This is a genomic window from Burkholderia sp. TSV86 (assembly GCF_001522865.1).
GTDB lineage: Bacteria > Pseudomonadota > Gammaproteobacteria > Burkholderiales > Burkholderiaceae > Burkholderia.
Genome location: NZ_LOWB01000104.1, coordinates 1 through 22,527, shown reverse-complemented (window position 1 = coordinate 22,527; position 22,527 = coordinate 1). Strand labels below are relative to the sequence as shown.

Below are 22,527 nucleotides of genomic sequence, written 5' to 3'. Positions count from 1 at the left end.
TGTTAGGATCATCCGGGGACAGGTCACCCCCTCTCTAACCTCTTCGACGACAAGGACGAGGACAACGTGGAGCATTCCGCCAGCCGTGCCAGACTGATTCGGATTCGTGAACTGCTCGATGCGGGAGCAATCAGCTTCAGCTTCGAGGCGCTGCTCGAATATCACTATCGCAAGTGGGTCAAGCAAGGAGACACGGTCATCGACATCGGCGCGCATGTCGGCCGGCATCTCGGGCCGCTCGCCGAATGTATCGGGCCGAACGGCCGTGCGCTCGGCTTCGAGCCGTTGCCGTTCGCATACGAAGCGCTGGCCCAACGATTCGCCGCGACGCCCAACGTCCAATTATTCAATCTCGCGTTGAGCAATATCCCCGGCACCGCATCGTTTTCCTATGCGCAAGGCACGCCGGAGGAAAGCGGCTTGCGCCAGCGCCAGTTCAATCGGCCCGAAGCCGCCAACCCCACGCAAATCGAAGTCACCGTGAGCACACTCGATGCGCATACGTCCGCGCTCGAATCACTGTCGTTCGTGAAGATCGACATCGAAGGCGGCGAAATCGACTGCCTGCGCGGCGCGCAAGTCACGCTGGGGCGCTTTCGCCCGGTCGTGTCGGTCGAGTACGGCTTGCCGACGTACAGCGCCTACGGCAACACCGCCGAAACGCTGTTCGACTTCGCGCAACAACACGGTTACACGCTATACAGCATCTTCCTCACGCCGTTCGAAACGCGCGACGATTGGAAGTTCGGCTGCGACTACGTGTGCTGGGATTACTTCATGGTGCCGACCGAAAAGCGCGGCGAATTCGACCATGCGATGGCCGCGAACGCGGCCGCGCTCGCAAGCGTCGGCGCGCCCGTCTGACTGAGCGATGCAATGGCAGGCCAGTTGCGGCGCACGCCGGTCTGGCCGCTCCGCTCCACACCGCCGCACGCTCGGAGAAAACCTTCCCGGCGCTTTTTCGATGGCCGTCGATAAGATGACGGCATGACGCGCACCGCCACCATCTGCTGAAAACCGCGCCGGCTGCCGCCACACGCAGCCGGCGCGCCTGCTCGATTGCGCGTTACTTCCAGAGTGTACGGCCCCAAAACGTCAGCGTGCGGTCCCACGCCAGTTGCGCCCATACGGGATCGTACTGCGTGATCGCGATCCGGTCCGGGCCGAGCGCCGTCTCGTTCGCGAACGCGTGATGCGCATGATAGCGATGAAACGTGAAATCGACGTTGGCTTCGCGCAGCTTCGCTTCGAGCGCATCGACGGTCGCGATCGGAAAGGCCGCATCCTGCGTGGCCCAGTGGCCGAGCACCGGCACGCGGATCTTCGTTGCGTCGATATAGTCGAGCGGCGGAAAGCCATACCAGACCACGCCGGCCGATACGTCCGGAATCTGGGACAGCGCGAGCAGGGTCAACGCGCCGCCCATACAGTAGCCCGTCACGCCGACGCGCGCCGCATGCTGTTTCAGATAGGACACCGCGCCGCGAATGTCCTGGCTCGTCGCGTCGCCGAAGTCGAGTGCATTCATCAAGTGATGAGCTTCCTCTTCTTCGACTGTCGCCTTGCCGCGATAGAGATCGGGAACGAGCGCGAGATAACCGGACCGTGCGAGCCGGTCCGCGACGCCGCGAATCTGATCATTCAAGCCCCACCATTCCTGAATGACGACGATCGCGGGCGCGCCTTCGGCCTTCTCCGGCCGGGCAAGATAGCCGTTCACGGTCTGGCCGTCCGGCCGCTGAAACGTAATCGTGGATCCGAGCGTTTGTGTCATCGTGTGGTCCTCAGCCATATGAACCGTCGTAGCATAGCGCACGCTTCACGGCGCTGCTCGGTGTTCGAGCCGATCCGGCGGCCCGAACACCGCGTGTGTCAACCGCCGTTTGTTGGCGGCTGCGCGATGCGCGCGCATGCGGCACAGATGGCCGTCGCCGCTTCGCCACGCTTTGACCTCACCCATTGCCCAACCTCATTCAGCGCGCCGATCAACACTTCGCCTTCGGGAATGCCGGCCGCACAGCGGCCGCGTTACTGTTTTTCGCGCCCACGTCGTTCGCTCGTTTCCCTATGCTCGGCCGTTTTCATTCGCCAGCTTCCTTTGACCGGCATACAACGAACAGACCGCCTGTTTTGCACGCTCGCACCGGTTCAGTTTCAGGGGTAAATGCCAATCGGATGCCGAACTACACTGCTTAGCGCGGCTTCGGTCGGAATCCATGTGCCGTCGCCCGCTCATCAAACGATTCGTCCTATCGTCTAGACTCTCCAGTCCGAGGTAAGCCATGAGCAATCCACACGCTGCCACCGGCGAGTCCGCCGGCCATAATCGAAACATCGGGGAATTTGTTCCCCCCTATCCGCTCAGCGATACGCCTGCGGCGATCAATTACCTATTAGGCAGGCTCCTTATCGCGTATCAAGGCCCGAACAATAGCGGCGAATTGTATTTAACGCGATATGTCGATCCCAAATGGAGCGAACCTAAGCTTGTGCCCGGCGTTGGGATATCGGGCGGCCCTGCCATGGCCATTTACAAAAACACGCTGTACTTAGCCCACCGCGGCCAGGGCAATGACGGTAACCAAGTATGGATCACGGTTTCCCACGATGACGGCTATACATGGGAAAAAGACACCCGTATCGAAAATGTCGGCATCACCGGAAACCCTGCCCTTGCCGTAGTTGGAAATTACTTGTGGCTCGTGCACCGCGGCGCGGGCGGCGACAGCAATCAGCTTTGGTACACCAAGTTCAATGGCGTGGCGTGGACAAAAGACACGCGCATTGATGGCGTTACGACTTCTGACTCACCGGCTCTGGCAGTCAACGGAGATACGCTTTGGATTTATCACCGCGGTGACGGCAGTGAAGCCAACCGCTGTTGGGTCACGTGGACCAACGGAATTCAATGGGGAGCCGACGAACGAGTGAATGAGCTGGTCGCGATGGACGCGGCGCCAGCAGCCGTGTACTCGAATAAGTTAGGGTTCGCTCTCGTTCACCTGGACCACAACGGCGACGGAAATCTGTTCTATCTAACGTCTGAAAACGGAACCTCCTTTGGAAAGGATACTTGGTTGGACACCACGCCAAACACTGCAACAGGTTCGCCGGCGATACTCAATCAAAATGACCGTCCTATCTGTATTTACCGGGGAAATGACGGCAAGCTTCACAACACGGATACTTTGAAGAGAACTTAACGGCTGTCGAGCAGCGCATTTCTCGCTCATCACTTGCCTGAGCCGCCATGCTCGTTCGGCGGCTGGGCGAATTCCGCCCGCGCCCACACTCGGCGCGCTGGTAGACGAGCATCCCCATTCTCGCGCCGCTCGCCGCGGCGCTTCATCGCATTGCCAATGCCGAGCCCATTAGGCTGGCCGTGCGCTCGCCATATCCGGCGCAAATCGCCGCCTGCGTTGCCGTCGGGCCGATCAGGTATGCGTCGACGAAGCGCTACCGGCTCGTCCCCGCTGGTAAACTTCGGCTCATCAAGATCGGCCCGCGCGCCAGAGCGGCATCACGGCCGAAAGCAGCAACGCACTTTTGTTGTGCCCCAACCACTGCGGATGAAGCGGGTAGCTGGATGGGCAGCCAGGCGATTCCTGCAGCCGTCTCTCTACCGGAAACCCGCGCCACATAAGGCGATGACGAATTAATGAAGATTGCCACCTGGAACGTCAATTCATTGAACGTGCGCAAGCAGCATGTCCTCGACTGGCTCGCGCAGAGCGGCGCCGACGTGCTCTGCCTGCAGGAACTGAAGATTCCCGACGAGAAGTTTCCGGTCGCGGAACTCGAGGCGGCCGGCTATCGAAGCTGGTTCGCCGGTCAGAAGACCTACAACGGCGTCGCGATTCTCGCGCGCACGAGCCTGCCGTTCGATGAAACGAATGTCGTTCGCAACATTCCCGGATTCGACGATCCGCAGCAGCGCCTGATTGCCGCAACGATCGACGGCGTGCGCATCATCTGCGCCTATTTTCCGAACGGCCAGGCGCTCGACTCCGACAAATTCGTCTACAAGATGCAGTGGCTCGACGCGCTGCAAACGTGGCTCAAAGACGAACTCATGCGTTATCCGAAGCTCGCGCTGCTAGGCGATTACAACATCGCGCCCGAAGATCGCGACGTGCATGATCCCGCGAAATGGGAAGGTCAGAATCTCGTATCACCGCAGGAGCGCGCGCATTTCGCGCAACTCGTCGCGCTCGGCCTCGTCGACGCGTTCCGGCGCTTCGAGCAGCCGGACAAAACCTTTACGTGGTGGGACTACCGAATGCTCGCTTTCCGCCGCAACGCGGGCTTGAGGATCGACCATATCCTGTTGTCGAGCGCGCTCGCCGATACCTGCACGAGTTGCACGGTCGACCGCGAGCCGCGCAAATGGGATCAGCCGTCCGATCACACACCAGTCGTCGCTCAGATCGGGTAGCGCAGCACAATGCGACCGGGGCGCCCGAATGCCCCGGCCCGTTTCAGGCCGAATGCGCGAGCGTTCGAAGCACGCTTGGATCTGCGGGCAAGCCGCGCGCATCCGTTCGGACGCGTGCCATCTCCCGCCGCCGTCGCGACCGGCGCCAGCGCACAGGTCAACCGCATCACGACTCCAGATGCAACTCCTGAATCTTGCGCGTGATCGTATTGCGGCCGATGCCCAGCCGCTCTGCCGCCTCGACCTTGCGACCGCGCGTGAAATCAAGCGCCTCGCGAATCACCGCGGCCTCGAAGCGGCGGGCAAGCGCGTCCATCACATCGGCAGAATTCTCGCGTAACAAGCGGGCGACCTCGGTACGCAACCCATGCTCCCATAACGGATAGGCGGCGGCAGGCGGCGCGTTGTTCGCGGCATTGGCAATGCCCGCGCCGGCGGCCTGCGGCACGACAGCCGGACTACCGCCGCCCGCGCGCGCGTCGCCGCCCGCGACGGCTTCGTGCGCGGCCGCGCCGGCCGCCGCGACCTGCGTTGCGACGAGATCGGGCGGCAGATCCTTGATCTCGATCGTCTGCGCGGGCGCCATCACCGTCAGCCAGTTGGCGAGATTCTCAAGCTGCCGCACGTTACCGGGAAACGGCAGCGAGCTCAGATAGGCCAGCGCCTCATCCGATACGCGCTTGGGCTCGACACCCAGCTCGCGCGCGCTCTTTTGCAGAAAGTGGCGCGTGAGAAGCGCGATGTCCTCGCTGCGCTCGCGCAGCGCCGGCAACCGCAAACGGATCACGTTGAGCCGGTGATACAGATCCTCGCGAAACAATCCCTGCCGCACGCGCGCCTCGAGATTCTGGTGAGTCGCCGCGATGACCCGCACGTTGGCGCGCAACGGGCTATGACCGCCGACGCGATAGAACTGCCCGTCCGACAACACGCGCAGCAGCCGGGTCTGAAGATCGAACGGCATGTCGCCGATTTCGTCGAGAAAGAGCGTGCCGTTCTCCGCCTGCTCGAAGCGCCCCTGACGCGTCGTCTGCGCGCCCGTGAACGCACCGCGCTCGTGGCCGAACAGCTCGGATTCGAGCAGATCCTTCGGAATCGCAGCCGTGTTGAGCGCGATGAACGGGCCGTTCGCGCGCGGGCTGTGCCGATGCAGCGCACGTGCGACGAGTTCCTTGCCGGTCCCCGATTCACCCGTGATCAGCACCGTCGCCACCGAGTGCGACAGCCGGCCGATCGCACGGAACATGTCCTGCATCGCACTCGCCTGGCCGAGCATCTCGGGCGCGTCGGCAAGCCGGTCGTCGTCGGGCGCGCCGCCGCGCAGGCTCTCGTCGACTGCACGGCGGATCAGCTCCACCGCCTTGTCGACATCGAACGGTTTCGCCAGATACTCGAACGCGCCGCCTTGAAACGCGGCAACCGCACTGTCGAGATCCGAGAACGCGGTCATGATGATGACGGGCAGCCCCGGCAGGCGCTCATGCATCGCCTGCAACAGCTCGAGCCCCGAGCCGCCCGGCATCCGGATGTCGGATACGAGCACTTGCGGCGTTTCATGATCGAGCGCGGCAAGCGCGTCGCGCACGTTCGCAAAGCTCCTCGTCGCGAAACTCTCGCGCGCGAGCGCTTTTTCGAGCACCCAGCGGATCGATTGGTCGTCGTCTACTATCCAGATCGGCTTCATAGTCGGTCAGAGGTATGGAGAATCACTGCGCCGCCGCTCACGAATCGAGCGGCAACAAAATCTGAAATTCGGTGCGGCCCGGCCGGCTGTCCACTTCGATCATCCCGTCATGCTGCTGGACGAACGTTTGCGCGAGCGTGAGTCCGAGCCCGCTGCCCTCCTCGCGCCCCGACACGAGCGGATAGAAGATCCGGTCGCGGATGTCGTCGGGAATGCCCGGGCCGTTATCGGTCACGCGCAAATCGAGTGCAAGCTTGTACAGACGCTTGGCGATCGTGACCTTGCGTGCGACGCGCGTGCGCAACTCGATCCTCGCGTCGCCCTGCGCGATGCGCTCGCGCAGCGCCTGCGCCGCATTGCGCACGACGTTCAGGAGCGCCTGGATCAACTGCTCCTTGTCGCCGCGCAGATCGGGCACGCTGACGTCGTAGTCGCGCTCGATCGTGAGCCCGCGCGGAAACTCCGCGAGCATCACCGCACGCACCCGCTCGCACACCTCATGGATGTTCACGTCGCCGACGATGTGCGGATGACGGTGCGGCTCGAGCAGACGGTCGACGAGCGTCTGCAGCCGGTCCGATTCCTTGATGATGACCTGCGTGTACTCGCGCAGCTCGCCGCGCTCGCGCTCGCCAAGCTCGAATTCGAGCAGTTGCGCGGCGCCGCGAATGCCGCCGAGCGGATTTTTGATTTCGTGCGCGAGATTGCGGATCAACTGCTTGTTGACGGCCGTGAGATCGTGAATCCGTTCCTCGCGATCCGTGCGCGACTGCCGCTCGTTTTCGAACAGCTCGACGAGCACGTAGTCCGGCGCCCCCTCGAGAAAGCCGACGATCGCGTGCACATGCAACGGTTCGCGGCCCGGGCGGTCGAGCACGGTGTCGAGATGGGTCGCGTGGAAACGCTCCTCGCCGATCGCGGTGATCGTCGTCGCCAGCTCGTTCGCGTTCGGAAAAATCTCGCCCCACGGCATCTGCGACAGTTGCCGCCGTGAGATGTCGAGCATCGCCTCCGCCGACGGATTCGCAAATGCAATCTTGAGCGTGCGCCGGTCGAGCACGAGCACGACCGTGGGCAACGCTTCGAGCCCGGTCAATAGCCCGGAGCGCGCCAGCCGGTCATCGTCCGACAGGCGCTCCGAGTGGCCGGCCCTGGCCTTGATCAGATTCTTCAGAACCATCTTGCGTGGATGCCGTGTCAAAAACCGCCATGACGGGCGGAACAAAAAGGGGACGGCGTCTCGCCGTCCCCCAAGGTCCGAAGCCTTCGCGCGCACCTGCCGCGCGAAGGCCGGTCGGCGCCGCGGCGCTTCGCCCGCCGACGAAACGAAGCGCCATCGCCGCTTACAGCGAGTAGTACATCTCGAACTCGATCGGATGCGTCGTCATGCGGAAGCGCTGCAGCTCGCCTTCCTTCAGTTCGAGGTACGCATCGATCATCCCGTCCGTGAACACGCCGCCGCGCGTGAGGAACTCGCGATCCTTGTCGAGCGCGTCGAGCGCCTGGTCGAGACCGGCGCAGACGGTCGGGATCTTCGCGTCTTCTTCCGGCGGCAGATCGTACAGATTCTTGTCGGCGGCTTCGCCCGGATGAATCTTGTTCTGCACGCCGTCGAGGCCCGCCATCATCAGCGCCGAGAACGCGAGGTACGGGTTGGCCATCGGGTCCGGGAAACGCGTTTCGATGCGGCGGCCCTTCGGATTGGACACGTGCGGAATGCGAATCGATGCCGAGCGGTTGCGCGCCGAGTACGCGAGCTTCACCGGCGCCTCGAAGTGCGGCACGAGACGCTTGTACGAATTGGTCGTCGGGTTCGTGATCGCATTCAGCGCGCGCGCGTGCTTGATGATGCCGCCGATGTAGAACAGCGCGAACTCGGACAGGCCCGCGTAGCCGTTGCCCGCGAACAGGTTCTGGCCGTCCTTCCAGATCGACTGGTGCACGTGCATGCCCGAGCCGTTGTCGCCGACGACGGGCTTCGGCATGAACGTCGCCGTCTTGCCATACGTGTGCGCGACGTTGTGGACGATGTATTTCAGTTGCTGGGTCCAGTCCGCACGCTGCACGAGCGTCGCGAATTTCGTACCGATCTCGTTTTGGCCCTGGCCCGCGACCTCATGATGATGCACTTCGACCGGAATGCCGATCTGCTCGAGCAACAGGCACATTTCCGAGCGCATATCCTGAAACGTGTCGACGGGCGCGACCGGGAAGTAACCGCCCTTGGTGCCCGGACGGTGGCCGGTGTTACCGCCTTCGAATTCCTTGCCCGACGACCACGGCGCTTCTTCCGAGCCGATCTTGACGAAGCAGCCCGACATGTCCGTATTCCACTGGACCGAGTCGAAAATGAAGAATTCCGGCTCCGGGCCGAAGAACGCGGTGTCGCCCAGCCCCGTGCTCTTCAGGTACGCTTCGGCGCGCTTGGCGAGCGAGCGCGGATCGCGCTCGTAGCCCTTGCCGTCGGCGGGCTCGACGACGTCGCAGGTCAGAACGAGCGTCGACTCTTCATAGAACGGATCGATGAAAGCCGTGTTCGGATCGGGAACGAGCAACATGTCCGACGCCTCGATGCCCTTCCAGCCGGCGATCGACGAGCCGTCGAACGCGTGGCCGCTTTCGAACTTGTCCTCCTCGAAAGCCGACACCGGCACCGAAACGTGTTGTTCCTTGCCGCGCGTGTCCGTGAAGCGGAAATCGACGAACTTGACGTCCTCGTCCTTCACGAGCTGCATGACGTCGGCGACGGTTTTACTCATAACCTCTTCTCCTGATTGAACAAATCCGGCGGACTGGGACCGCCTCGTTAAGCGAGCTGCTTGGGCGCAGCGTTCTTTGCCGCGTACAACCGATCCATCCCGATAAAGCAGCTTCCATGCCACCCATGCGCCAGAGCGGCGCGGATTGCGTCTCGCCGCGCGCGGCCTGGGCATCGGCGCGCTCTTTCGGGGCTTGGATGCAAACCAATGCGTCCGATTTCGCACATTGATTGTGCACGCCCGCCAATCCGGCCAATTGAAATCACCATTCATGTGCGAAAGAGCAATTCTGCACCGGATTGGTGATTTTCGGGAGCTTTCAAACCGGACCGACGAGCCATTCAGATTGCGATTCGCGCTTCCATCATCGACTGCACGGCACGCTAGAATGATTTTTTGATCTGCAGGAGACCTCCCGTCATGAGCACACTAGAACAGCTTTACGCCCAGGCCGACGCGCGCCGCACGCAAGGCGGCCTGACCTATGCGGGCGCGCTGTCGCCCGCCGAATCGTTCGAATTGCTGCAACTCGATCCGAACGCGCGTCTCGTCGACGTGCGCACCCGCGCGGAACTCGACTGGGTTGGCCGGCCGCTCGTCGGCGACGGCCAATATGCGCATATCGAGTGGACCCGCTATCCGGGCGGCGTGCCCAACCCGGAATTCATCGACCAATTGCGCTCGATCGTGCGCGCCGACCAGCCCGTGCTCTTCCTGTGCCGCAGCGCCGCGCGCTCGAAGCTCGCCGCGATTGCCGCCGCGCAGGCCGGCTTCGCGAAGGCCTACGATCTGCTCGAAGGATTTGAAGGTGCAAAGGATTCGCAAGGGCATCGCAAGACAGTCGACGGCTGGTGCCACCGCGGCCTACCGTGGATCGGCGCATGATGCGCCGCCGCCCATCATCGTCCGGCCGGCCGATGACACGGCGATGACGCGCACCGGGCGAGCGGCCCGGCAGGGCCGCGCTATTCAAGCGCCTCAGGGTTCGATGTGGGGCTCTACGATATCGCCGCCAAGCAGATGCACCCCTTCGCGCAACTTGACAAACGCAGCCGCCACCGCCTCCGGCTCGCCCTTCACGCCGAGATCGATATGCCGGCGCGCGTAGATACCGCCGCGCTCCGCATCACCGACACTCGGCAGGCTGAACACCCGCACGCCGGGAAAATCGCGCTCGATCTTCTCCATCAGCGGCGTGAGCGTTGATTCCGGCAGATCGAACACGTAAAGCGAGCGCTCCGCGTGGGGCGTCGCGTGGTGCAGATGCGCGTACTTCGTATCGAGCACCCACTCGATCATCGGCCATGCCATCACCGGAAAGCCCGGCACGAAATGATGGTCGCCGACCGAAAAGCCGGGAATCTTGTTGTAGCCGTTCGGAATGATCGACGCGCCTTGCGGAAACACACCCATGTTCAGCCGGTGAAGATTCTCGGGCGACTCGAAATCGACGCTCGCGGCCGGATCGACATGCATCTCGCGGATGCGCGCTTGAATCAGCGCCTTGGCATCCGGATGCAACGCGAGCGGCACGCGCAGCGCCGCGGCCGCGCATTGGCGCGTATGGTCGTCAGGCGTCGCGCCGATGCCACCCGTCGAGAACACGATGTCGCCCGATGCGAACGTGCGCTCGAGCGTCGCGGTGATCCGCGCGGGATCATCGCCGACATACTCGGCCCAGCCGAGCGTCAGCCCGCGCGCGCGAAGCAGTTCGATCACCTTGGCCAGGTGCTTGTCCTGACGCCGTCCCGACAGGATTTCGTCGCCGATGATAACGATGCCGATTGTCATGCGCGCCTCGTCAATTCATTCGAAGTCGCCGCCGCCGTGTTGGCGAGCGCCGCGCGCTGATCCTCCAGCGCGCGCAGGCAATAGAAGCCGAACCACAGCGCCGAGAACACCAGGATGAACGAGTAGACCCAGATCATCGCGGCGGCGACGAATGGAAACAACACCATCATCCAGATCGACGACACCCAGACGAACGTCGGCACCGTGCCAAGCAGCCCGCATGCGATGCCGATGCCGAGCAGTGGCCAGCGGTACGTGCGCATCAGCGCGCGGCGCTCGTCGCGGCTCGCGTGCGACGCGAGCGCATCATAGCTCATCACGCGATAGGTGAGCCAGCCGAAGATCACGGGCGGCAGCAGCGCGAAAAACGGCGGGATCAGCCACAGCGGCACCGTGACGACCAGCACGACGAGGCTGGCCAGCGCCGCGCCGAGCGAATTGAATACGCTGCCGAACCAGGTGCCGCCGCGCTTCATCTCGAGTGTCGCAAACGAGCGCTTCGACAGGTGATTGACCACGGCGGGCATCGATAGCGTCGCGATCAGCAGCAGCACCGTCAGCGCGATCAGCGGAATCGCGAGCGACACGACGACGAACGGCGCGACGACCGCATGCAACTGCGACGCACCGATCGCATTGAAGAATTTGTAGAGCAGCGCCGTCAACGCGAAGCCGTCGAGCGCCGTGCGCGCGGTGTCGACAAGCGGCTGCCAGGTGAACCAGAGCACGGCGCCCCAGACCACGGCGGCCACGATGAAGGGCACGAAGGTAAGCCAGAGCATGCGCGGGTGCAGCGCACCCGCGAGCGCCCGGCCGAAGGAGCGCAGCAGATCGTTCATGCGGAAAGAATCATCGAGCGGGAAATAGGGAAAGGCAGCCAAGGATAAACCACGCGGCTTTCGCTCGGCAAAACGGCGCAAGCCTGAATCGCGCACGCTGAATCACGCATGCGGCAAACGGGACAGCCGCCGGAAGGCCATGGCGGCAGACCGAGCGGCCCGCCGTCGCGCCCGCCACCTACGCCGACGCCGCGCCCCGCTTCTTAGGCGCGAGCCGCTTCGCGATCCGCACGAACGCGAGCCCGTGCTGCGACCAGAAGCCGTCGCCATACGACACGCCCTCGTACTGCTCGCGAATGCCGGTCGGCTCGACCGTGCGGCTCCACGATGCGGTACCGAACATCATGTCCCACCATGGAAACAGCACGCCGAAGTTGCAGCCATACTTCGTGCCTTCGTGCCCATAGCCGACCGCATGATGGCGGCGATGGAACATCGGGCTGACGAGCAGCCGCTCGCCGAGCCGGCCGAACGGCAGCCGCGCGTTCGTATGCTGGATGCTTTGCACGAAATTCGTTACCGCCGTCAGCACAACGAACTGCGACGGCGGCACGCCGATCACCAGCGCGATGGCCGCGAAAAAGCCCGCCTGGATCACGTCGTCGAGCAGATGGTTGCGATCGTCGCACCACAGCGACATCTGCCGCTGGCTGTGATGCACCGCGTGCAGTTCCCACCAGATGCCGAAGCGGTGCTGCCAGCGGTGATACCAATAACCGGCGAAATCGAGCACGATCAGATAGATCGCGAACGCGACGATCGGCTGGGACGTCACGCCCGGCCACAGGTAATCGAGATTGACATTGGCGATGCCAAAGAAGCGCAGCCATGCCTGGAAATGATCGAACAACGGCTGGAATGCGAAGAAGAAGCCCAGATTGAAGATGCCGAGCTTCGCGATCAGCGTGTAGATCACATCGACGCGCGCTTCCTTGCGGTTCTTCCAGCGCTCGATGGGACGCAGCGCCTCGAGCGGGCGCAGCAGCGCATACATCGCGACCACCTCCAGCGCGCCGACGATCACCCAATAGAGCGCGTCGTAGGTGTCCTCGTCGTAGCCCATCAGATCGAACTTGAACAGCAGCGGCTGCACGACGTCGATGTACAGCCAGGTCTGCAGGTTCGACACGAAACCGTCGAGCGCGGCGGCAATCATGTGGAACATCGCAAGCTCCCGCCACGCGTCACGCGCCGTTCGGCGCCGTCCACGGCGCGCGATCGTAGAAATAGATCCCATGCGGCGAGCGGCCGACCGAGATCGTCTGGATGAGCTTGCGGGTCGGCAGATCGATGATGCCGACCTTTTTCGCAAAGCGGAACGTGACCCACAGCGTCTTCTTGTCGGCGGCAAGCTCCATGTCGTCCGGGCCCGGCAGCAAGCCGGTGATATCGCCGACGTTGGTCAGCGTATTCTCGTCGATGATGCTGATCGTGTTCGCGACGCGGTTCGTGACGGCGACGTGCGTGCCGTCGGCGAGCGAGCGGAAATTGTGCGCGCCCTTACCGGTCGGAATCGTTTTCACGACCTTCTGGTTGCGCCAGTCGACCACCGCAACGTAATCGGCGCCCGTCATCCCGACGAGCGCATATTTGTCGCCGGGCGTAAGCCAGATGCCCGCGGGCACCTTGCCGACCTTCATCTTCCATTTGACGGTCTGCGTCGGCAGATCGATCGCCGCGAGTTCGCCCGACACCTGCAGCGACACCAGCACCGTCTTGCTGTCCTTCGTGAACGCGAGGTGGCTCGGCATCACCTCGAGCGGCAAGCGCTTGACGAGTTTCAGGTCGAGCCCGTCGTAGCCGTAAATATCGACGCGATCGAGCCGCAACCCCGCCGCGACGAACCACTTACGGTCCGGAGAGAAGCCGAGCTGGTACGGATCGTCGATATTCTCGACGGTGCGTTGCAGCTTGCCCGTCTTCGGATCGAGGAACATCAGGCTGTTCGACACCGAGTTCGCGACGATCAGCGACGAGCTGTCCGGCGTCGCCATCAAGTGGTGCGGCTCCTTGCCGGTCGGCATCGTGCCGATGACCTGACGGCTGTTCTGGTCGATCAGCGACAGCGTCGCCTCGGCCGAATTCAGCACGATGACATTGTTGGCGAAAGCGGCGGCGGGCGCCAGAAAGGCGGCGGCGAGCGCGGCGGCGCGCCCGAGGGACAGGAAAGTGCGCATGAAGACTCACGTCGTGGGACAGCCGTCATTGTAGAACGTTTGGGCAGGCCGACGGTTGACCTGCACGCCCTTCCGGGGTCCAGCGAACGCAGCCGTGGGCGGCAGTCGCCCCGCCTGCTGCCTGCTGCCTGCTGCCTGCTGCCTGTTGCCCGCTCGCGCGAGGATACCGAGGCGGCGGCTTCGCGCGGCAATGGGCTTCATGATCGCGAAAAACTCGCCGGTGCGCTCTGCCGCCACGCGCCGCCGCCTCGGAAGGCCGCGTGCCAGCTTGTCCGCCTGCCCAACCCGCCCGCGGCCCGGGCGAAACCGGGCGGCGGCGAATGCCATGCGGCAAAGCGCAAAGCGATGCGCGCTAGCGCTGCATCGACTCCCACACCTTGTGGAGGCGCTTGACCGACACCGGCATCGGCGTGCGCAATTCCTGTGCGAACAGCGAAATGCGCAGTTCCTCGAGTAGCCAGCGGAACTCGGCGAGCCGCGCGTCGGCGACGCCGCCGCGCTGCGCAAGCGCGCGCTGGTAATGCTGGGCGAGCGGCGCGAGTTCGGCGAGCTGGCGCGCGTCGCGCGCGGGATCGGCTTTCAGCTTGTCGATCCGCAACGCGATGCCCTTCAGATAGCGCGGAAAATGCGCGAGCTGCGCATAGGGCGTATCGACGGCAAAACGCTTGCCGACCAGCGCGGCGAGCTGCCCTTGCATGTCCGCATAGGCCGCCGCGAACGGCTTGGCCTGCGCGAGTTTCTTCACGAGCCCCGCGTACTCGGCGAGGATCTGTCCGACGAGCCGCGCGATCTCCTGCGCGAGCAGGCTCAAGCGGCCCCGGCCCTCGTCGCGGCGCGCGTGGAAGCTCGCGTCATCGTCCGGCAGCGGCTCCTGCAGGCACGCACGATCGAGCGCGAGCGCGATCAACTGGTCACGCAGTTCGTCCTGCGTGCCGAGCGCCATGAACTGCATCGCCATTTCGCGCAGGCCGGGCAGGTTTTTTTCCAGATATTTGATCGGCTCCTTCAATTGGAGCGCAAACAGCCGCCGCAACCCCGCGCGATGAATCCGCGCCGCCTCGTCCGGGGAGTCGAATACCTCGACATCGCAATGCGCGCCCCGGTCGACGAGCGCCGGATAGCCGAACAGCGTCTCGCCCCGCCGGCGGATTTCGAGCAATTCCGGCAGCTTGCCGAAATTCCAAGTCGTCAGGTTTTCGTAGAGCGCGGTCGCGCCGGCGTCGGCCCCGGCCGCACCGCCCGACGACACAACCGCGCCGCGCGCACCGCTGCCTGCCGCGCCCTTGCCTGCTGCGCCCGTACCGTGCGCCGCGCCGTCGCCGCCCGCTGCCGTTGCGCCCGGCGCCGCCTGGCCTTGCGCGCCGCCGACCGGCGCGAGCGTCGAGGCCGCGGCGATCTTCTGAAAATGCTGTTGCGCCTGCGCGCCGAGTTCCGCGCGCAGCTGCGCGAGATTGCGGCCCATCGCGAGTTGTCGGCCGTGCTCGTCGACCACCTTGAAATTCATGAACAGATGCGCGGGCAGCGTCTCGAGCTTGAAATCGGAGGTCTTGGCCGCGATCTGCGTTTGCTCGCGGATATCGGCGATCAGCGCATCAACGAGGCCGCCCACGGGCGCAGCGGCCGTGCCTGGACCGGCCGTGCCGAAACGCGCCGCGCCGTGCCGCTCGACGAAGCCCGCCGCATATTCGGGCAGCGGCACGCAGTGCCGGCGCAGCTTCTGCGGCAGCGACTTGAGCAGCAGTTGCACCTTCTCCTTCAACATCCCCGGCACGAGCCACTCGACGCGCCGCGCATCAATCTGGTTCAGCGCGAACAGCGGCACCGCGAGCGTCACGCCGTCGCGCGGCGCGCCGGGCTCGAAATGGTACGAAAGCGTCATCTCGACGCCCGCCATCGTCGCCCTCTTAGGGAACAGGTCGGTCGTGACGCCCGCCGCCTCGTGGCGCATCAGATCATCGCGCGACAGATATAACAGGCGCAGTTTGTCTTCCAGCTGACCGCTCTTTTTCACCTCGTCGCGATACCAGCGCTCGAACGCCGCGCCCGTATGAATGCCTGCCGGAATCGTCTGATCGTAGAACGCGTAGATCAGCTCGTCGTCGACGAGCACGTCCTGCCGGCGCGACTTGTGCTCGAGTTGCTCGATGTCGGCCAGCAGCTTGCGGTTGTGCGCGAAAAACGCAAGTTTCGTGTCGAACTCGCCGTCGACGAGCGCGCCGCGAATGAACAACTCCCGCGCGCGCGCCGGGTCCTGGCGGCCGAACGCGACACGCCGCCGATGGTAGACCGGCAGCCCGTACAGCGTCGCGCGCTCGAACGCGCTCACCTGCGCAGGCCGCTTCTCCCAATGCGGCTCCGACAGCGACTTTCTCAATAGATGCGCACCGACCTTCTCGATCCATTCGGGCTCGATTTTCGCGATGCAGCGTGCGTACAACCGGCTCGTCTCGACCAGCTCGGCCGCCATCACCCAGCGCCCCGCCTTCTTCACGAGCGCGGAGCCCGGCCACAAATGAAACTTGATCCCGCGCGCGCCGAGGTAATGCGGCTCGTCGTCGGCTTTCAAGCCGAGATTGCCGAGCAGGCCCGTCAGGAGCGCGAGGTGGATCTGCTCGAACGTCGCGTCGGCTTCGTTCAGCCGCCAGCCGTGCTCGCGCACGACGGTAAGCAATTGCGAATGGACGTCGCGCCACTCGCGCAGCCGCAGATGCGACAAGAAATTCGCACGGCACGCGTCGGCGAGTTGACGGTTCGATTTCTTGTGCGCGAGCGCGTCGTCGAACCACGTCCAGATCTTCAGCCACTGCAGGAACTCGGAGCGCTCGTCGGCAAAGCGCCGGTGCGCCTGGTCGGCCTGCTCCTGCGCGTCGATCGGCCGGTCGCGCGGATCCTGCACCGACAGCGCGCTCGCGATCACAAGCACCTCGCGCAGCGCGTGCTGGTCGCGCGCGGCGAGAATCATTCGGCCGACGCGCGGATCAAGCGGCAGCCGCGCCAGTTCGCGGCCGAGCGGCGTCAGCGCGTTGTCGTCGTCGACTGCGCCCAGCTCGTTGAGCAGCTGATAGCCGTCGGCAATCGCGCGGCCGGGCGGCGGCTCGAGAAACGGAAACGATTCGATCTCCGACAGATGCAGCGACTTCATCCGCAGAATCACCGCCGCGAGCGAAGAGCGCAGGATCTCCGGATCGGTGAAGCGCGGCCGCGCCTGATAATCGCTTTCTTCATACAGACGGATGCAGATGCCGTCCGCGACGCGGCCGCAGCGGCCCGCGCGCTGGTTCGCGGCCGCCTGCGAGATCGCCTCGACCTGCAACTGCTCGACCTTGTTGCGGTACGAATAGCGCTTCACGCGCGCGAGGCCCGCATCGACGACATAGCGAATCCCCGGCACCGTCAGCGACGTCTCGGCGACGTTCGTCGCCAGCACGATCCGGCGCGCGTTCGACGGCTTGAACACGCGCTCCTGCTCGGCCGCGGACAGCCGCGCGAAAAGCGGCAGAATCTCAGTGTGCGGCGGATGGTGCTTGCGCAGCGCCTCGGCCGCGTCGCGGATCTCGCGCTCGCCAGGCAGGAACACGAGCACGTCGCCCGGGCCTTCGCGGCACAGCTCGTCGACCGCGTCGACGATGCCGTCCATCAGGTCGCGCTCGGCACCGCGCGCGTTTTTCGCGCGGTCGCGGCCGCCGCCGGCCGCGCCTGTTGCGCTCGCCGCGCCGGCTGCCGAGGCGCCCGGCGCGCCTTGCGCGTGCCGCGCCGCGGCCGGCCGGTCCTCGGCGATCGGCCGGTAGCGGATCTCGACCGGATACAGGCGCCCGCTCACCTCGATCACCGGCGCGTTCGCGCCGTCGCGGCCGAAATGGCGCGCGAAGCGCTCCGCGTCGATCGTCGCCGACGTGACGATCAGCTTCAGATCCGGCCGCCTCGGCAGGATCTGTTTCAGATAGCCGAGCAGGAAATCGATGTTCAGGCTGCGCTCATGCGCCTCGTCGATGATCAGCGTGTCATACGCTTTGAGCAGCGGATCGGTCTGCGTCTCGGCGAGCAGGATGCCGTCCGTCATCAGCTTGACCGACGCGCCCGGCGCGAGGTTGTCGGTGAAGCGCACCTTGTAGCCGACCACCTCGCCGAACGGCGTGCCAAGCTCGTCGGCGATCCGCCGGCCGGTGGACGACGCCGCGAGCCGCCGCGGCTGCGTGTGGCCGATCAGGCCCGTGCCGCCCGCGCCCAGCCCACGCCCGAGCGACAGGCAGATCTTCGGAAGCTGCGTGGTCTTGCCCGAGCCGGTTTCGCCGCAAACGATCACGACCTGGTGCGCGGCGATCGCGCGCGCAATCTCGTCGCGCTTGCCCGACACGGGCAGGCTTTCGGCAAACGTGATCGGCGGAACGGGATTCGGCGCAACCGGCCTGCGCTCGGCGCGGGCGCGCGGCGCGCGGCCGGCCGCTTCGCCGTGCGCCGCGCCGGCTGGCGGCGCGGCGGATGACGATGCGCTATCGCGCGACGTGGCGGCTTGCGGCGCGCCACGGCCGGGAGCCGCAGCGTGCGATGCGCCGTGGCTACGCGCCCCTGCTTGCGGTGCGCCGCCGTGAGAGGCGGCAGCGGGTGGAGCTTCGCCGCGCGATACGCCGGCCTGCGCCGGGCGCGCCGCCTGCTGTTGCGCATGCGGCGCGCGGGCATCGTTTTCAGGCCGCGGCCCGTGCGGCGTGTCGGCACGATTTCGCACGGGACTTTTAGGTACATTCGACATGGGGGCGCATTATAATCCCGGCCATGAATTCCCAATCCGACCTTCCCGCCGCCCAGCCGGACGCCGCGCCCCCATATTCCGCCGACGAAGCCGCGCATCACGCGCAGTTCGTCGACTGGATGCGCTCGGTCGCGCCGTACATCCATAAGTTCCGGAACAGTACGTTTGTCGTCGGCTTCGGCGGCGAGGTCGTGCATCGCGGATTGCTGAGCGCGCTCGTATCCGACATCGCGCTACTGCAGGCGATGGGCATTCAAATCGTGCTCGTGCATGGGTCGCGTCCGCAAGTCGAGGAGCAGCTCAGCCTGCACGGCGTCGAATCGTCTTTCTCGCACGGGCTGCGGATCACCGACGCGCGCGCGCTCGAATCGGCGAAGGAAGCCGCAGGCGAAGTGCGGCTCGATATTGAAGCGGCGATCAGCCAGGGTTTGCCGAACACGCCAATGGCGCACGCGCACATCAGCGTCGTGTCGGGCAACTTCGTCACCGCGCGGCCGGTGGGCGTGCTCGACGGCGTCGATTTCGCGCATACCGGTGTCGTGCGCAAAATCGACGCCGAATCGATTCGCCACTCGCTCGCGAGCCGCAAGCTCGTGCTGCTGTCGCCGCTCGGTTTCTCGCCGACGGGCGAAGCATTCAACTTGTCGATGGAGGATGTCGCATCGGCCGCCGCGATCGCGCTGCGCGCCGACAAAATCATCTTCCTGACCGATTCGCCCGGCATCGTCGATGACGCGGGCGAGCTCGTGCGCGAAATGTCGCTCGACGCCGCCGCCGAGCTGCTCGATTCGGGCGACCTGCAAGGCGACGACGCGTTCTACCTGAAGCACGCGATCCGCGCATGCCGAGGCGGCGTCGCGCGTGCGCACCTGATTCCGCAGTCGCTCGACGGCAGCGTGCTGCTCGAGCTGTTCCTGCACGACGGCGTCGGCACGATGATCTCCTACGAGAATCTCGAAAGCCTGCGCGAGGCGACACCAGACGACGTCGGCGGCATCCTCGCGCTGATCGAGCCGCTCGAGGCAGACGGCACGCTGGTGCGGCGCGGCCGCCACCAGATCGAGCGCGATATCGATCATTTCTCGGTGATCGAGCACGACGGCGTGCTGTTCGGCTGCGCGGCGCTCTATCCGTATCCGAGCGAGAAAATCGGCGAGATGGCGTGCCTGACCGTCGCGCCGGAAGCGCAAGGCTCGGGCGACGGCGAGCGGCTCCTGAAGCGCATCGAGCAGCGCGCCCGCGCGCGCGGTTTGACGCGCATCTTCGTGCTGACGACGCGCACCGAGCACTGGTTTCTCAAGCGCGGCTTCGTCAAGGCAACCGTCGACGATCTCCCCGAGGATCGCCGCAAACTCTATAACTGGCAACGCAAATCGCTCGTACTGATGAAGCAGCTTTGAGCGGCATGCCCTTCCCCCCGATATCGATTGACAGGAGATGTACACGATGGCCCGTATGATTCATTGCGCGAAGCTTGGCAAGGAAGCCGAGGGGCTCGATTTTCCACCGCTGCCCGGCGAACTCGGCAAGCGTCTTTACGAAAGCGTGTCGAAGGAGGCATGGCAAGGCTGGCTCAAGCAACAGACCATGCTCATCAACGAAAACCGCCTGAACATGGCTGATCCGCGTGCGCGCCAATATCTGATGAAGCAGACCGAGAAGTATTTCTTCGGCGAAGGTGCGGATCAGGCGTCGGGGTATGTGCCGCCGACGCAAGATTGACACCGCGCGCCTGCCCGCCGGGTGCGCGGCAGGTGCGCAAAAAAGCGGCGCCGCGCATGGTCGGTCGCGCCGTTTTGTCTTGTCGGACCGAAGCGTGCGCGGCTTGCACGCACACCGCGTCGGCGCGATCGTAATGCTGGCCGGCGCCCGTCCCGCCGACGCACGACACCGCGCGGCGCTATCGCAGTCCGATCGATCATCGCGCTGGGCCACGAAATGGCCTGTGAGAACCGCCACCGCGCAAACTCATAAAATTTTTGCAGAAAATGCTTTACGAGCATCAAAAGCTCTGACATAATTCAAGGCTCTTTGGGCGGTTAGCTCAGCGGTAGAGCACTGCCTTCACACGGCAGGGGTCACTGGTTCGATCCCAGTACCGCCCACCAAAGAATTCCTGAAGCGCAGCTGTAGCGCGCATCGCAAGCTGAATTGAAAAGCCCCGCACACGCGGGGCTTTTTTCTTTCCATCGGGCTGCCCGAAAAGAGATCGATCATGGTCCGCCCTATCGGTGCCGGCATCTACTCTCCGCCGCCTGCAAAACGGAACTCCACATTTCCAGAGATGTGGAGTTCGTCAACAAACCGAATGCAGCCGAATCTCAAACCTGAGTTTTAATCTGCGGTGGTGCCACGTCCGCACCGCGCATCACATTCGCATCGGCCACGCCGCGTTCACGGCTGCCAATAGTTTTGGTAATGCTTTTGGATGGAACGCTGGCCCTTTACCGAGGCCATGCCTCTCTTCATGTATTCGGACGCAAGACCGGCTGAAAAACCCCGCTCCATTGCAACGCTTCGGCCCGACCTTCCCCGCTGCGTCTCGATTTGCAGGATCGGCACCATGTCAGCCGCCTTTTCGCGCAAGCCGAAATAAATCTCCCTCCGCGCGTCTGAATGAGCCTTATCCACTAAGTCTTTCAACGCCCCCGTCAAATCCGATGCCGTTCCCGGCGCCGCCTGACTGTACGACGCGGCAGTGCCGGGAGACAGGCTGCAATCCGATTGGATCTGATAGTCATTGGAAAAGCTGGATGAACCGATTGAATTCATGAACACCTTTTATCTGTCTTCAGGTTGATCGATATCACATGGCCGCCGATGACGGGCGGCATCGCTATTAGATGGGTAGCGCGCCGGATAGGAGATCGAATTAGCGCAAAGGGCTCTATGAGAGCGCAAACATGCCGCACCCAACCAAACTCCGGCAGCAAAGCCCGATGTCCGAGTGCCGGGCCAATTCTCCATAATCAGCAATGTTCCCGTTATAGCTGGCCATGACGCGAACGTTTGGTAAAACAATCAGAAAAAATATGCGAACCGGCCATCGACGATAGACAATGGAAAATCATCGAGCCGCTTTTACTGCCAACCCAGCCTCGCCGGTTCAAATTCGCGCGAACGGTGTCGCGCCCGCATGCATGCTGTTCATATCGAAGCCAAGCTAAGCGTCGTCGCCCGATTTGAATACTCAAGCCCCCCCAGGAACGATTCCATTCGGGCACACCAATGCAAGCATGCCGGATGCAAGTGTCTCGCTTATTGCCTACGTTACGAATATATCCTCACAATTTCACTAGGCGCATTCCAGTTAATGCACTGTCTGTACGGAACCGGCCATCCCTTTGGCTGAGCGTCAGCGCATATCCATTTGTTGCCTTTGACGATCACCGCCCCGTTACCCATTCCAAGGGTAGCGTTCGCGACGGCAAGCGCAACATTGCACATGGCGTTGCCACGGCGCCCGGTAATAACCACAACATCCAATCCATTGATCGCGCGACCACACCTGAATTCGATGAGCGCATTGGACGACAGGCAGCGCTTGCCTCCCGCAAGACTCGCCACGGGCGCCAGAAAAACGATAAAGGCGAATACAATTGAAAATCTGCGTTCGTTTGAATTTTTCATGCCACGCCGCCGTCATCATGGATCGCTCAATACTGCTCCCGATATATAGTAGGCAACGCTCCACCAATTTTCCAGCATCACATTTTAATTAGATGATGATCATCTATAAAAACATGAAATTCCCCATACCGGAAATTTTATTTAAAAATAAAAAATTAATTCAATCCCATCATTCACGTTAATTATGAATCAATACCCATTTAATCTAAATCCCGCGAAACCGGCGTCGCGCCGCCCGAGCAATCGAATCGGCAATACGCCTATTCCGGATGTTCGGCCTGAATCTGATCGTCTCGGGATACCGGTCGAACATCCGCGGCCCGTCTATGCATCGCGCACCGGCAAACGAGCGCGAATCCGGCAAGTTCACGCCATGCCCATCTGCCTTGCCGTCGCATCGATCGCGCGCTTCGCCTTCTCGACCAGTTCGTCGATTTCGGGCTTGGAGATGACGAGCGGCGGCGA

At 63.6% G+C, this 22,527-nt stretch carries 17 protein-coding genes, 1 tRNA gene and 1 pseudogene; 7 read left to right on the top strand and 12 right to left on the bottom strand.

Annotated elements, in window-relative coordinates:
• Positions 1 to 66 precede the first annotated feature (66 nt).
• A complete protein-coding gene (locus WS68_RS18065; protein WP_231753054.1) occupies positions 67 to 864 on the top strand; it encodes an FkbM family methyltransferase in 798 nt (265 codons plus the stop codon).
• A gap of 202 nt (positions 865 to 1,066) precedes the next feature.
• Here WS68_RS18065 and WS68_RS18060 read toward each other — a convergent pair whose 3' ends face one another.
• Positions 1,067 to 1,774, bottom strand: coding sequence for a dienelactone hydrolase family protein (locus tag WS68_RS18060; protein ID WP_059572213.1), 708 nt, complete (start codon positions 1,772 to 1,774; stop codon positions 1,067 to 1,069).
• A gap of 508 nt (positions 1,775 to 2,282) precedes the next feature.
• Between WS68_RS18060 and WS68_RS18055 the strand changes: the two genes are divergently transcribed.
• The gene (locus WS68_RS18055; protein WP_156429569.1) at positions 2,283 to 3,203 is read left to right on the top strand and encodes a hypothetical protein; all 921 of its coding nucleotides are present in this window, start codon (positions 2,283 to 2,285) and stop codon (positions 3,201 to 3,203) included.
• Between the two features lie 142 nt (positions 3,204 to 3,345).
• Here the strand turns inward: WS68_RS18055 and WS68_RS29635 are convergent.
• Positions 3,346 to 3,444 (bottom strand): annotated as a pseudogene (locus WS68_RS29635) (hypothetical protein); the annotation flags it as partial.
• Positions 3,445 to 3,658: 214 nt separating this feature from the next.
• Here WS68_RS29635 and xth point away from each other — a divergent pair.
• Positions 3,659 to 4,435 (top strand): exodeoxyribonuclease III, encoded by a 777-nt coding sequence (gene xth / locus WS68_RS18050; RefSeq protein WP_059572097.1) that lies wholly within the window; start codon positions 3,659 to 3,661, stop codon positions 4,433 to 4,435.
• 166 nt (positions 4,436 to 4,601) lie between these two features.
• Here xth and ntrC read toward each other — a convergent pair whose 3' ends face one another.
• The 3 genes from ntrC to glnA form a co-directional block, all read right to left on the bottom strand.
• Positions 4,602 to 6,119, bottom strand: a complete 1,518-nt coding sequence (ntrC, locus tag WS68_RS18045) for a nitrogen regulation protein NR(I) (protein WP_059572096.1) — start codon at positions 6,117 to 6,119, stop codon at positions 4,602 to 4,604.
• A gap of 37 nt (positions 6,120 to 6,156) precedes the next feature.
• Positions 6,157 to 7,299, bottom strand: a complete 1,143-nt coding sequence (gene glnL, locus WS68_RS18040; RefSeq protein ID WP_059572095.1) for a nitrogen regulation protein NR(II) — start codon at positions 7,297 to 7,299, stop codon at positions 6,157 to 6,159.
• A 163-nt stretch (positions 7,300 to 7,462) separates the two neighbouring features.
• Entirely contained in the window at positions 7,463 to 8,878 is a 1,416-nt protein-coding gene (glnA, locus tag WS68_RS18035; RefSeq protein WP_059516496.1) for a type I glutamate--ammonia ligase, read from the bottom strand.
• 420 nt (positions 8,879 to 9,298) lie between these two features.
• On the opposite strand from glnA, the gene WS68_RS18030 reads away from it, so the two are divergent.
• Positions 9,299 to 9,763 carry a rhodanese-like domain-containing protein gene (locus WS68_RS18030; RefSeq protein ID WP_059572094.1) on the top strand — a complete coding sequence of 155 codons (465 nt, stop codon included), beginning with the start codon at positions 9,299 to 9,301 and terminating at the stop codon, positions 9,761 to 9,763.
• A gap of 93 nt (positions 9,764 to 9,856) precedes the next feature.
• Here the strand turns inward: WS68_RS18030 and WS68_RS18025 are convergent, their stop codons facing one another.
• The 5 genes from WS68_RS18025 to hrpA all read right to left on the bottom strand — a co-directional run bounded on the left by WS68_RS18025 (position 9,857) and on the right by hrpA (position 18,432).
• Positions 9,857 to 10,669 carry a competence/damage-inducible protein A gene (locus WS68_RS18025; protein ID WP_059572093.1) on the bottom strand — a complete coding sequence of 271 codons (813 nt, stop codon included), beginning with the start codon at positions 10,667 to 10,669 and terminating at the stop codon, positions 9,857 to 9,859.
• Positions 10,666 to 11,508 carry an EI24 domain-containing protein gene (locus WS68_RS18020; protein WP_059572092.1) on the bottom strand — a complete coding sequence of 281 codons (843 nt, stop codon included), beginning with the start codon at positions 11,506 to 11,508 and terminating at the stop codon, positions 10,666 to 10,668. Before WS68_RS18020 ends, WS68_RS18025 begins: the two co-directional genes overlap by 4 nt.
• Before the next feature lie 178 nt (positions 11,509 to 11,686).
• Positions 11,687 to 12,673: a sterol desaturase family protein gene (locus tag WS68_RS18015; RefSeq protein ID WP_059572091.1), complete on the bottom strand. Its 987-nt coding sequence runs from the start codon at positions 12,671 to 12,673 to the stop codon at positions 11,687 to 11,689.
• Positions 12,674 to 12,692: 19 nt separating this feature from the next.
• The gene (locus WS68_RS18010) at positions 12,693 to 13,685 is read right to left on the bottom strand and encodes a YVTN family beta-propeller repeat protein (RefSeq protein WP_059572090.1); all 993 of its coding nucleotides are present in this window, start codon (positions 13,683 to 13,685) and stop codon (positions 12,693 to 12,695) included.
• A 352-nt stretch (positions 13,686 to 14,037) separates the two neighbouring features.
• Positions 14,038 to 18,432 (bottom strand): ATP-dependent RNA helicase HrpA, encoded by a 4,395-nt coding sequence (gene hrpA, locus WS68_RS18000; protein WP_059572088.1) that lies wholly within the window; start codon positions 18,430 to 18,432, stop codon positions 14,038 to 14,040.
• Between the two features lie 23 nt (positions 18,433 to 18,455).
• On the opposite strand from hrpA, the gene argA reads away from it, so the two are divergent.
• The 3 genes from argA (at position 18,456) to WS68_RS17985 (ending at position 20,540) form a co-directional block, all read left to right on the top strand.
• Positions 18,456 to 19,832 (top strand): amino-acid N-acetyltransferase, encoded by a 1,377-nt coding sequence (argA, locus tag WS68_RS17995; RefSeq protein ID WP_059572087.1) that lies wholly within the window; start codon positions 18,456 to 18,458, stop codon positions 19,830 to 19,832.
• A gap of 46 nt (positions 19,833 to 19,878) precedes the next feature.
• Positions 19,879 to 20,154, top strand: a complete 276-nt coding sequence (locus WS68_RS17990; protein ID WP_059572212.1) for an oxidative damage protection protein — start codon at positions 19,879 to 19,881, stop codon at positions 20,152 to 20,154.
• A gap of 311 nt (positions 20,155 to 20,465) precedes the next feature.
• Positions 20,466 to 20,540, top strand: a tRNA-Val gene (locus WS68_RS17985).
• A 286-nt stretch (positions 20,541 to 20,826) separates the two neighbouring features.
• Here the strand turns inward: WS68_RS17985 and WS68_RS17980 are convergent.
• Together WS68_RS17980 and WS68_RS27800 are read right to left on the bottom strand one after the other, a co-directional pair.
• Positions 20,827 to 21,204 (bottom strand): hypothetical protein, encoded by a 378-nt coding sequence (locus WS68_RS17980; protein ID WP_059572086.1) that lies wholly within the window; start codon positions 21,202 to 21,204, stop codon positions 20,827 to 20,829.
• A gap of 498 nt (positions 21,205 to 21,702) precedes the next feature.
• Entirely contained in the window at positions 21,703 to 22,062 is a 360-nt protein-coding gene (locus WS68_RS27800) for a hypothetical protein (RefSeq protein WP_156429568.1), read from the bottom strand.
• Positions 22,063 to 22,527 lie beyond the last annotated feature (465 nt).

Bases quoted from the DNA above. Each gene is read 5' to 3' on its own strand.
- WS68_RS18060 (WP_059572213.1), bottom strand. From the start codon at position 1,774: ATGACACAAACGCTCGGATCCACGATTACGTTTCAGCGGCCGGACGGC.
- WS68_RS18055 (WP_156429569.1), top strand. From the start codon at position 2,283: ATGAGCAATCCACACGCTGCCACCGGCGAGTCCGCCGGCCATAATCGA.
- xth (WP_059572097.1), top strand. From the start codon at position 3,659: ATGAAGATTGCCACCTGGAACGTCAATTCATTGAACGTGCGCAAGCAG.
- ntrC (WP_059572096.1), bottom strand. From the start codon at position 6,119: ATGAAGCCGATCTGGATAGTAGACGACGACCAATCGATCCGCTGGGTG.
- glnL (WP_059572095.1), bottom strand. From the start codon at position 7,299: ATGGTTCTGAAGAATCTGATCAAGGCCAGGGCCGGCCACTCGGAGCGC.
- glnA (WP_059516496.1), bottom strand. From the start codon at position 8,878: ATGAGTAAAACCGTCGCCGACGTCATGCAGCTCGTGAAGGACGAGGAC.
- WS68_RS18030 (WP_059572094.1), top strand. From the start codon at position 9,299: ATGAGCACACTAGAACAGCTTTACGCCCAGGCCGACGCGCGCCGCACG.
- WS68_RS18025 (WP_059572093.1), bottom strand. From the start codon at position 10,669: ATGACAATCGGCATCGTTATCATCGGCGACGAAATCCTGTCGGGACGG.
- WS68_RS18020 (WP_059572092.1), bottom strand. From the start codon at position 11,508: ATGAACGATCTGCTGCGCTCCTTCGGCCGGGCGCTCGCGGGTGCGCTG.
- WS68_RS18015 (WP_059572091.1), bottom strand. From the start codon at position 12,673: ATGTTCCACATGATTGCCGCCGCGCTCGACGGTTTCGTGTCGAACCTG.
- WS68_RS18010 (WP_059572090.1), bottom strand. From the start codon at position 13,685: ATGCGCACTTTCCTGTCCCTCGGGCGCGCCGCCGCGCTCGCCGCCGCC.
- hrpA (WP_059572088.1), bottom strand. From the start codon at position 18,432: ATGTCGAATGTACCTAAAAGTCCCGTGCGAAATCGTGCCGACACGCCG.
- argA (WP_059572087.1), top strand. From the start codon at position 18,456: ATGAATTCCCAATCCGACCTTCCCGCCGCCCAGCCGGACGCCGCGCCC.
- WS68_RS17990 (WP_059572212.1), top strand. From the start codon at position 19,879: ATGGCCCGTATGATTCATTGCGCGAAGCTTGGCAAGGAAGCCGAGGGG.
- WS68_RS17980 (WP_059572086.1), bottom strand. From the start codon at position 21,204: ATGAATTCAATCGGTTCATCCAGCTTTTCCAATGACTATCAGATCCAA.
- WS68_RS27800 (WP_156429568.1), bottom strand. From the start codon at position 22,062: ATGAAAAATTCAAACGAACGCAGATTTTCAATTGTATTCGCCTTTATC.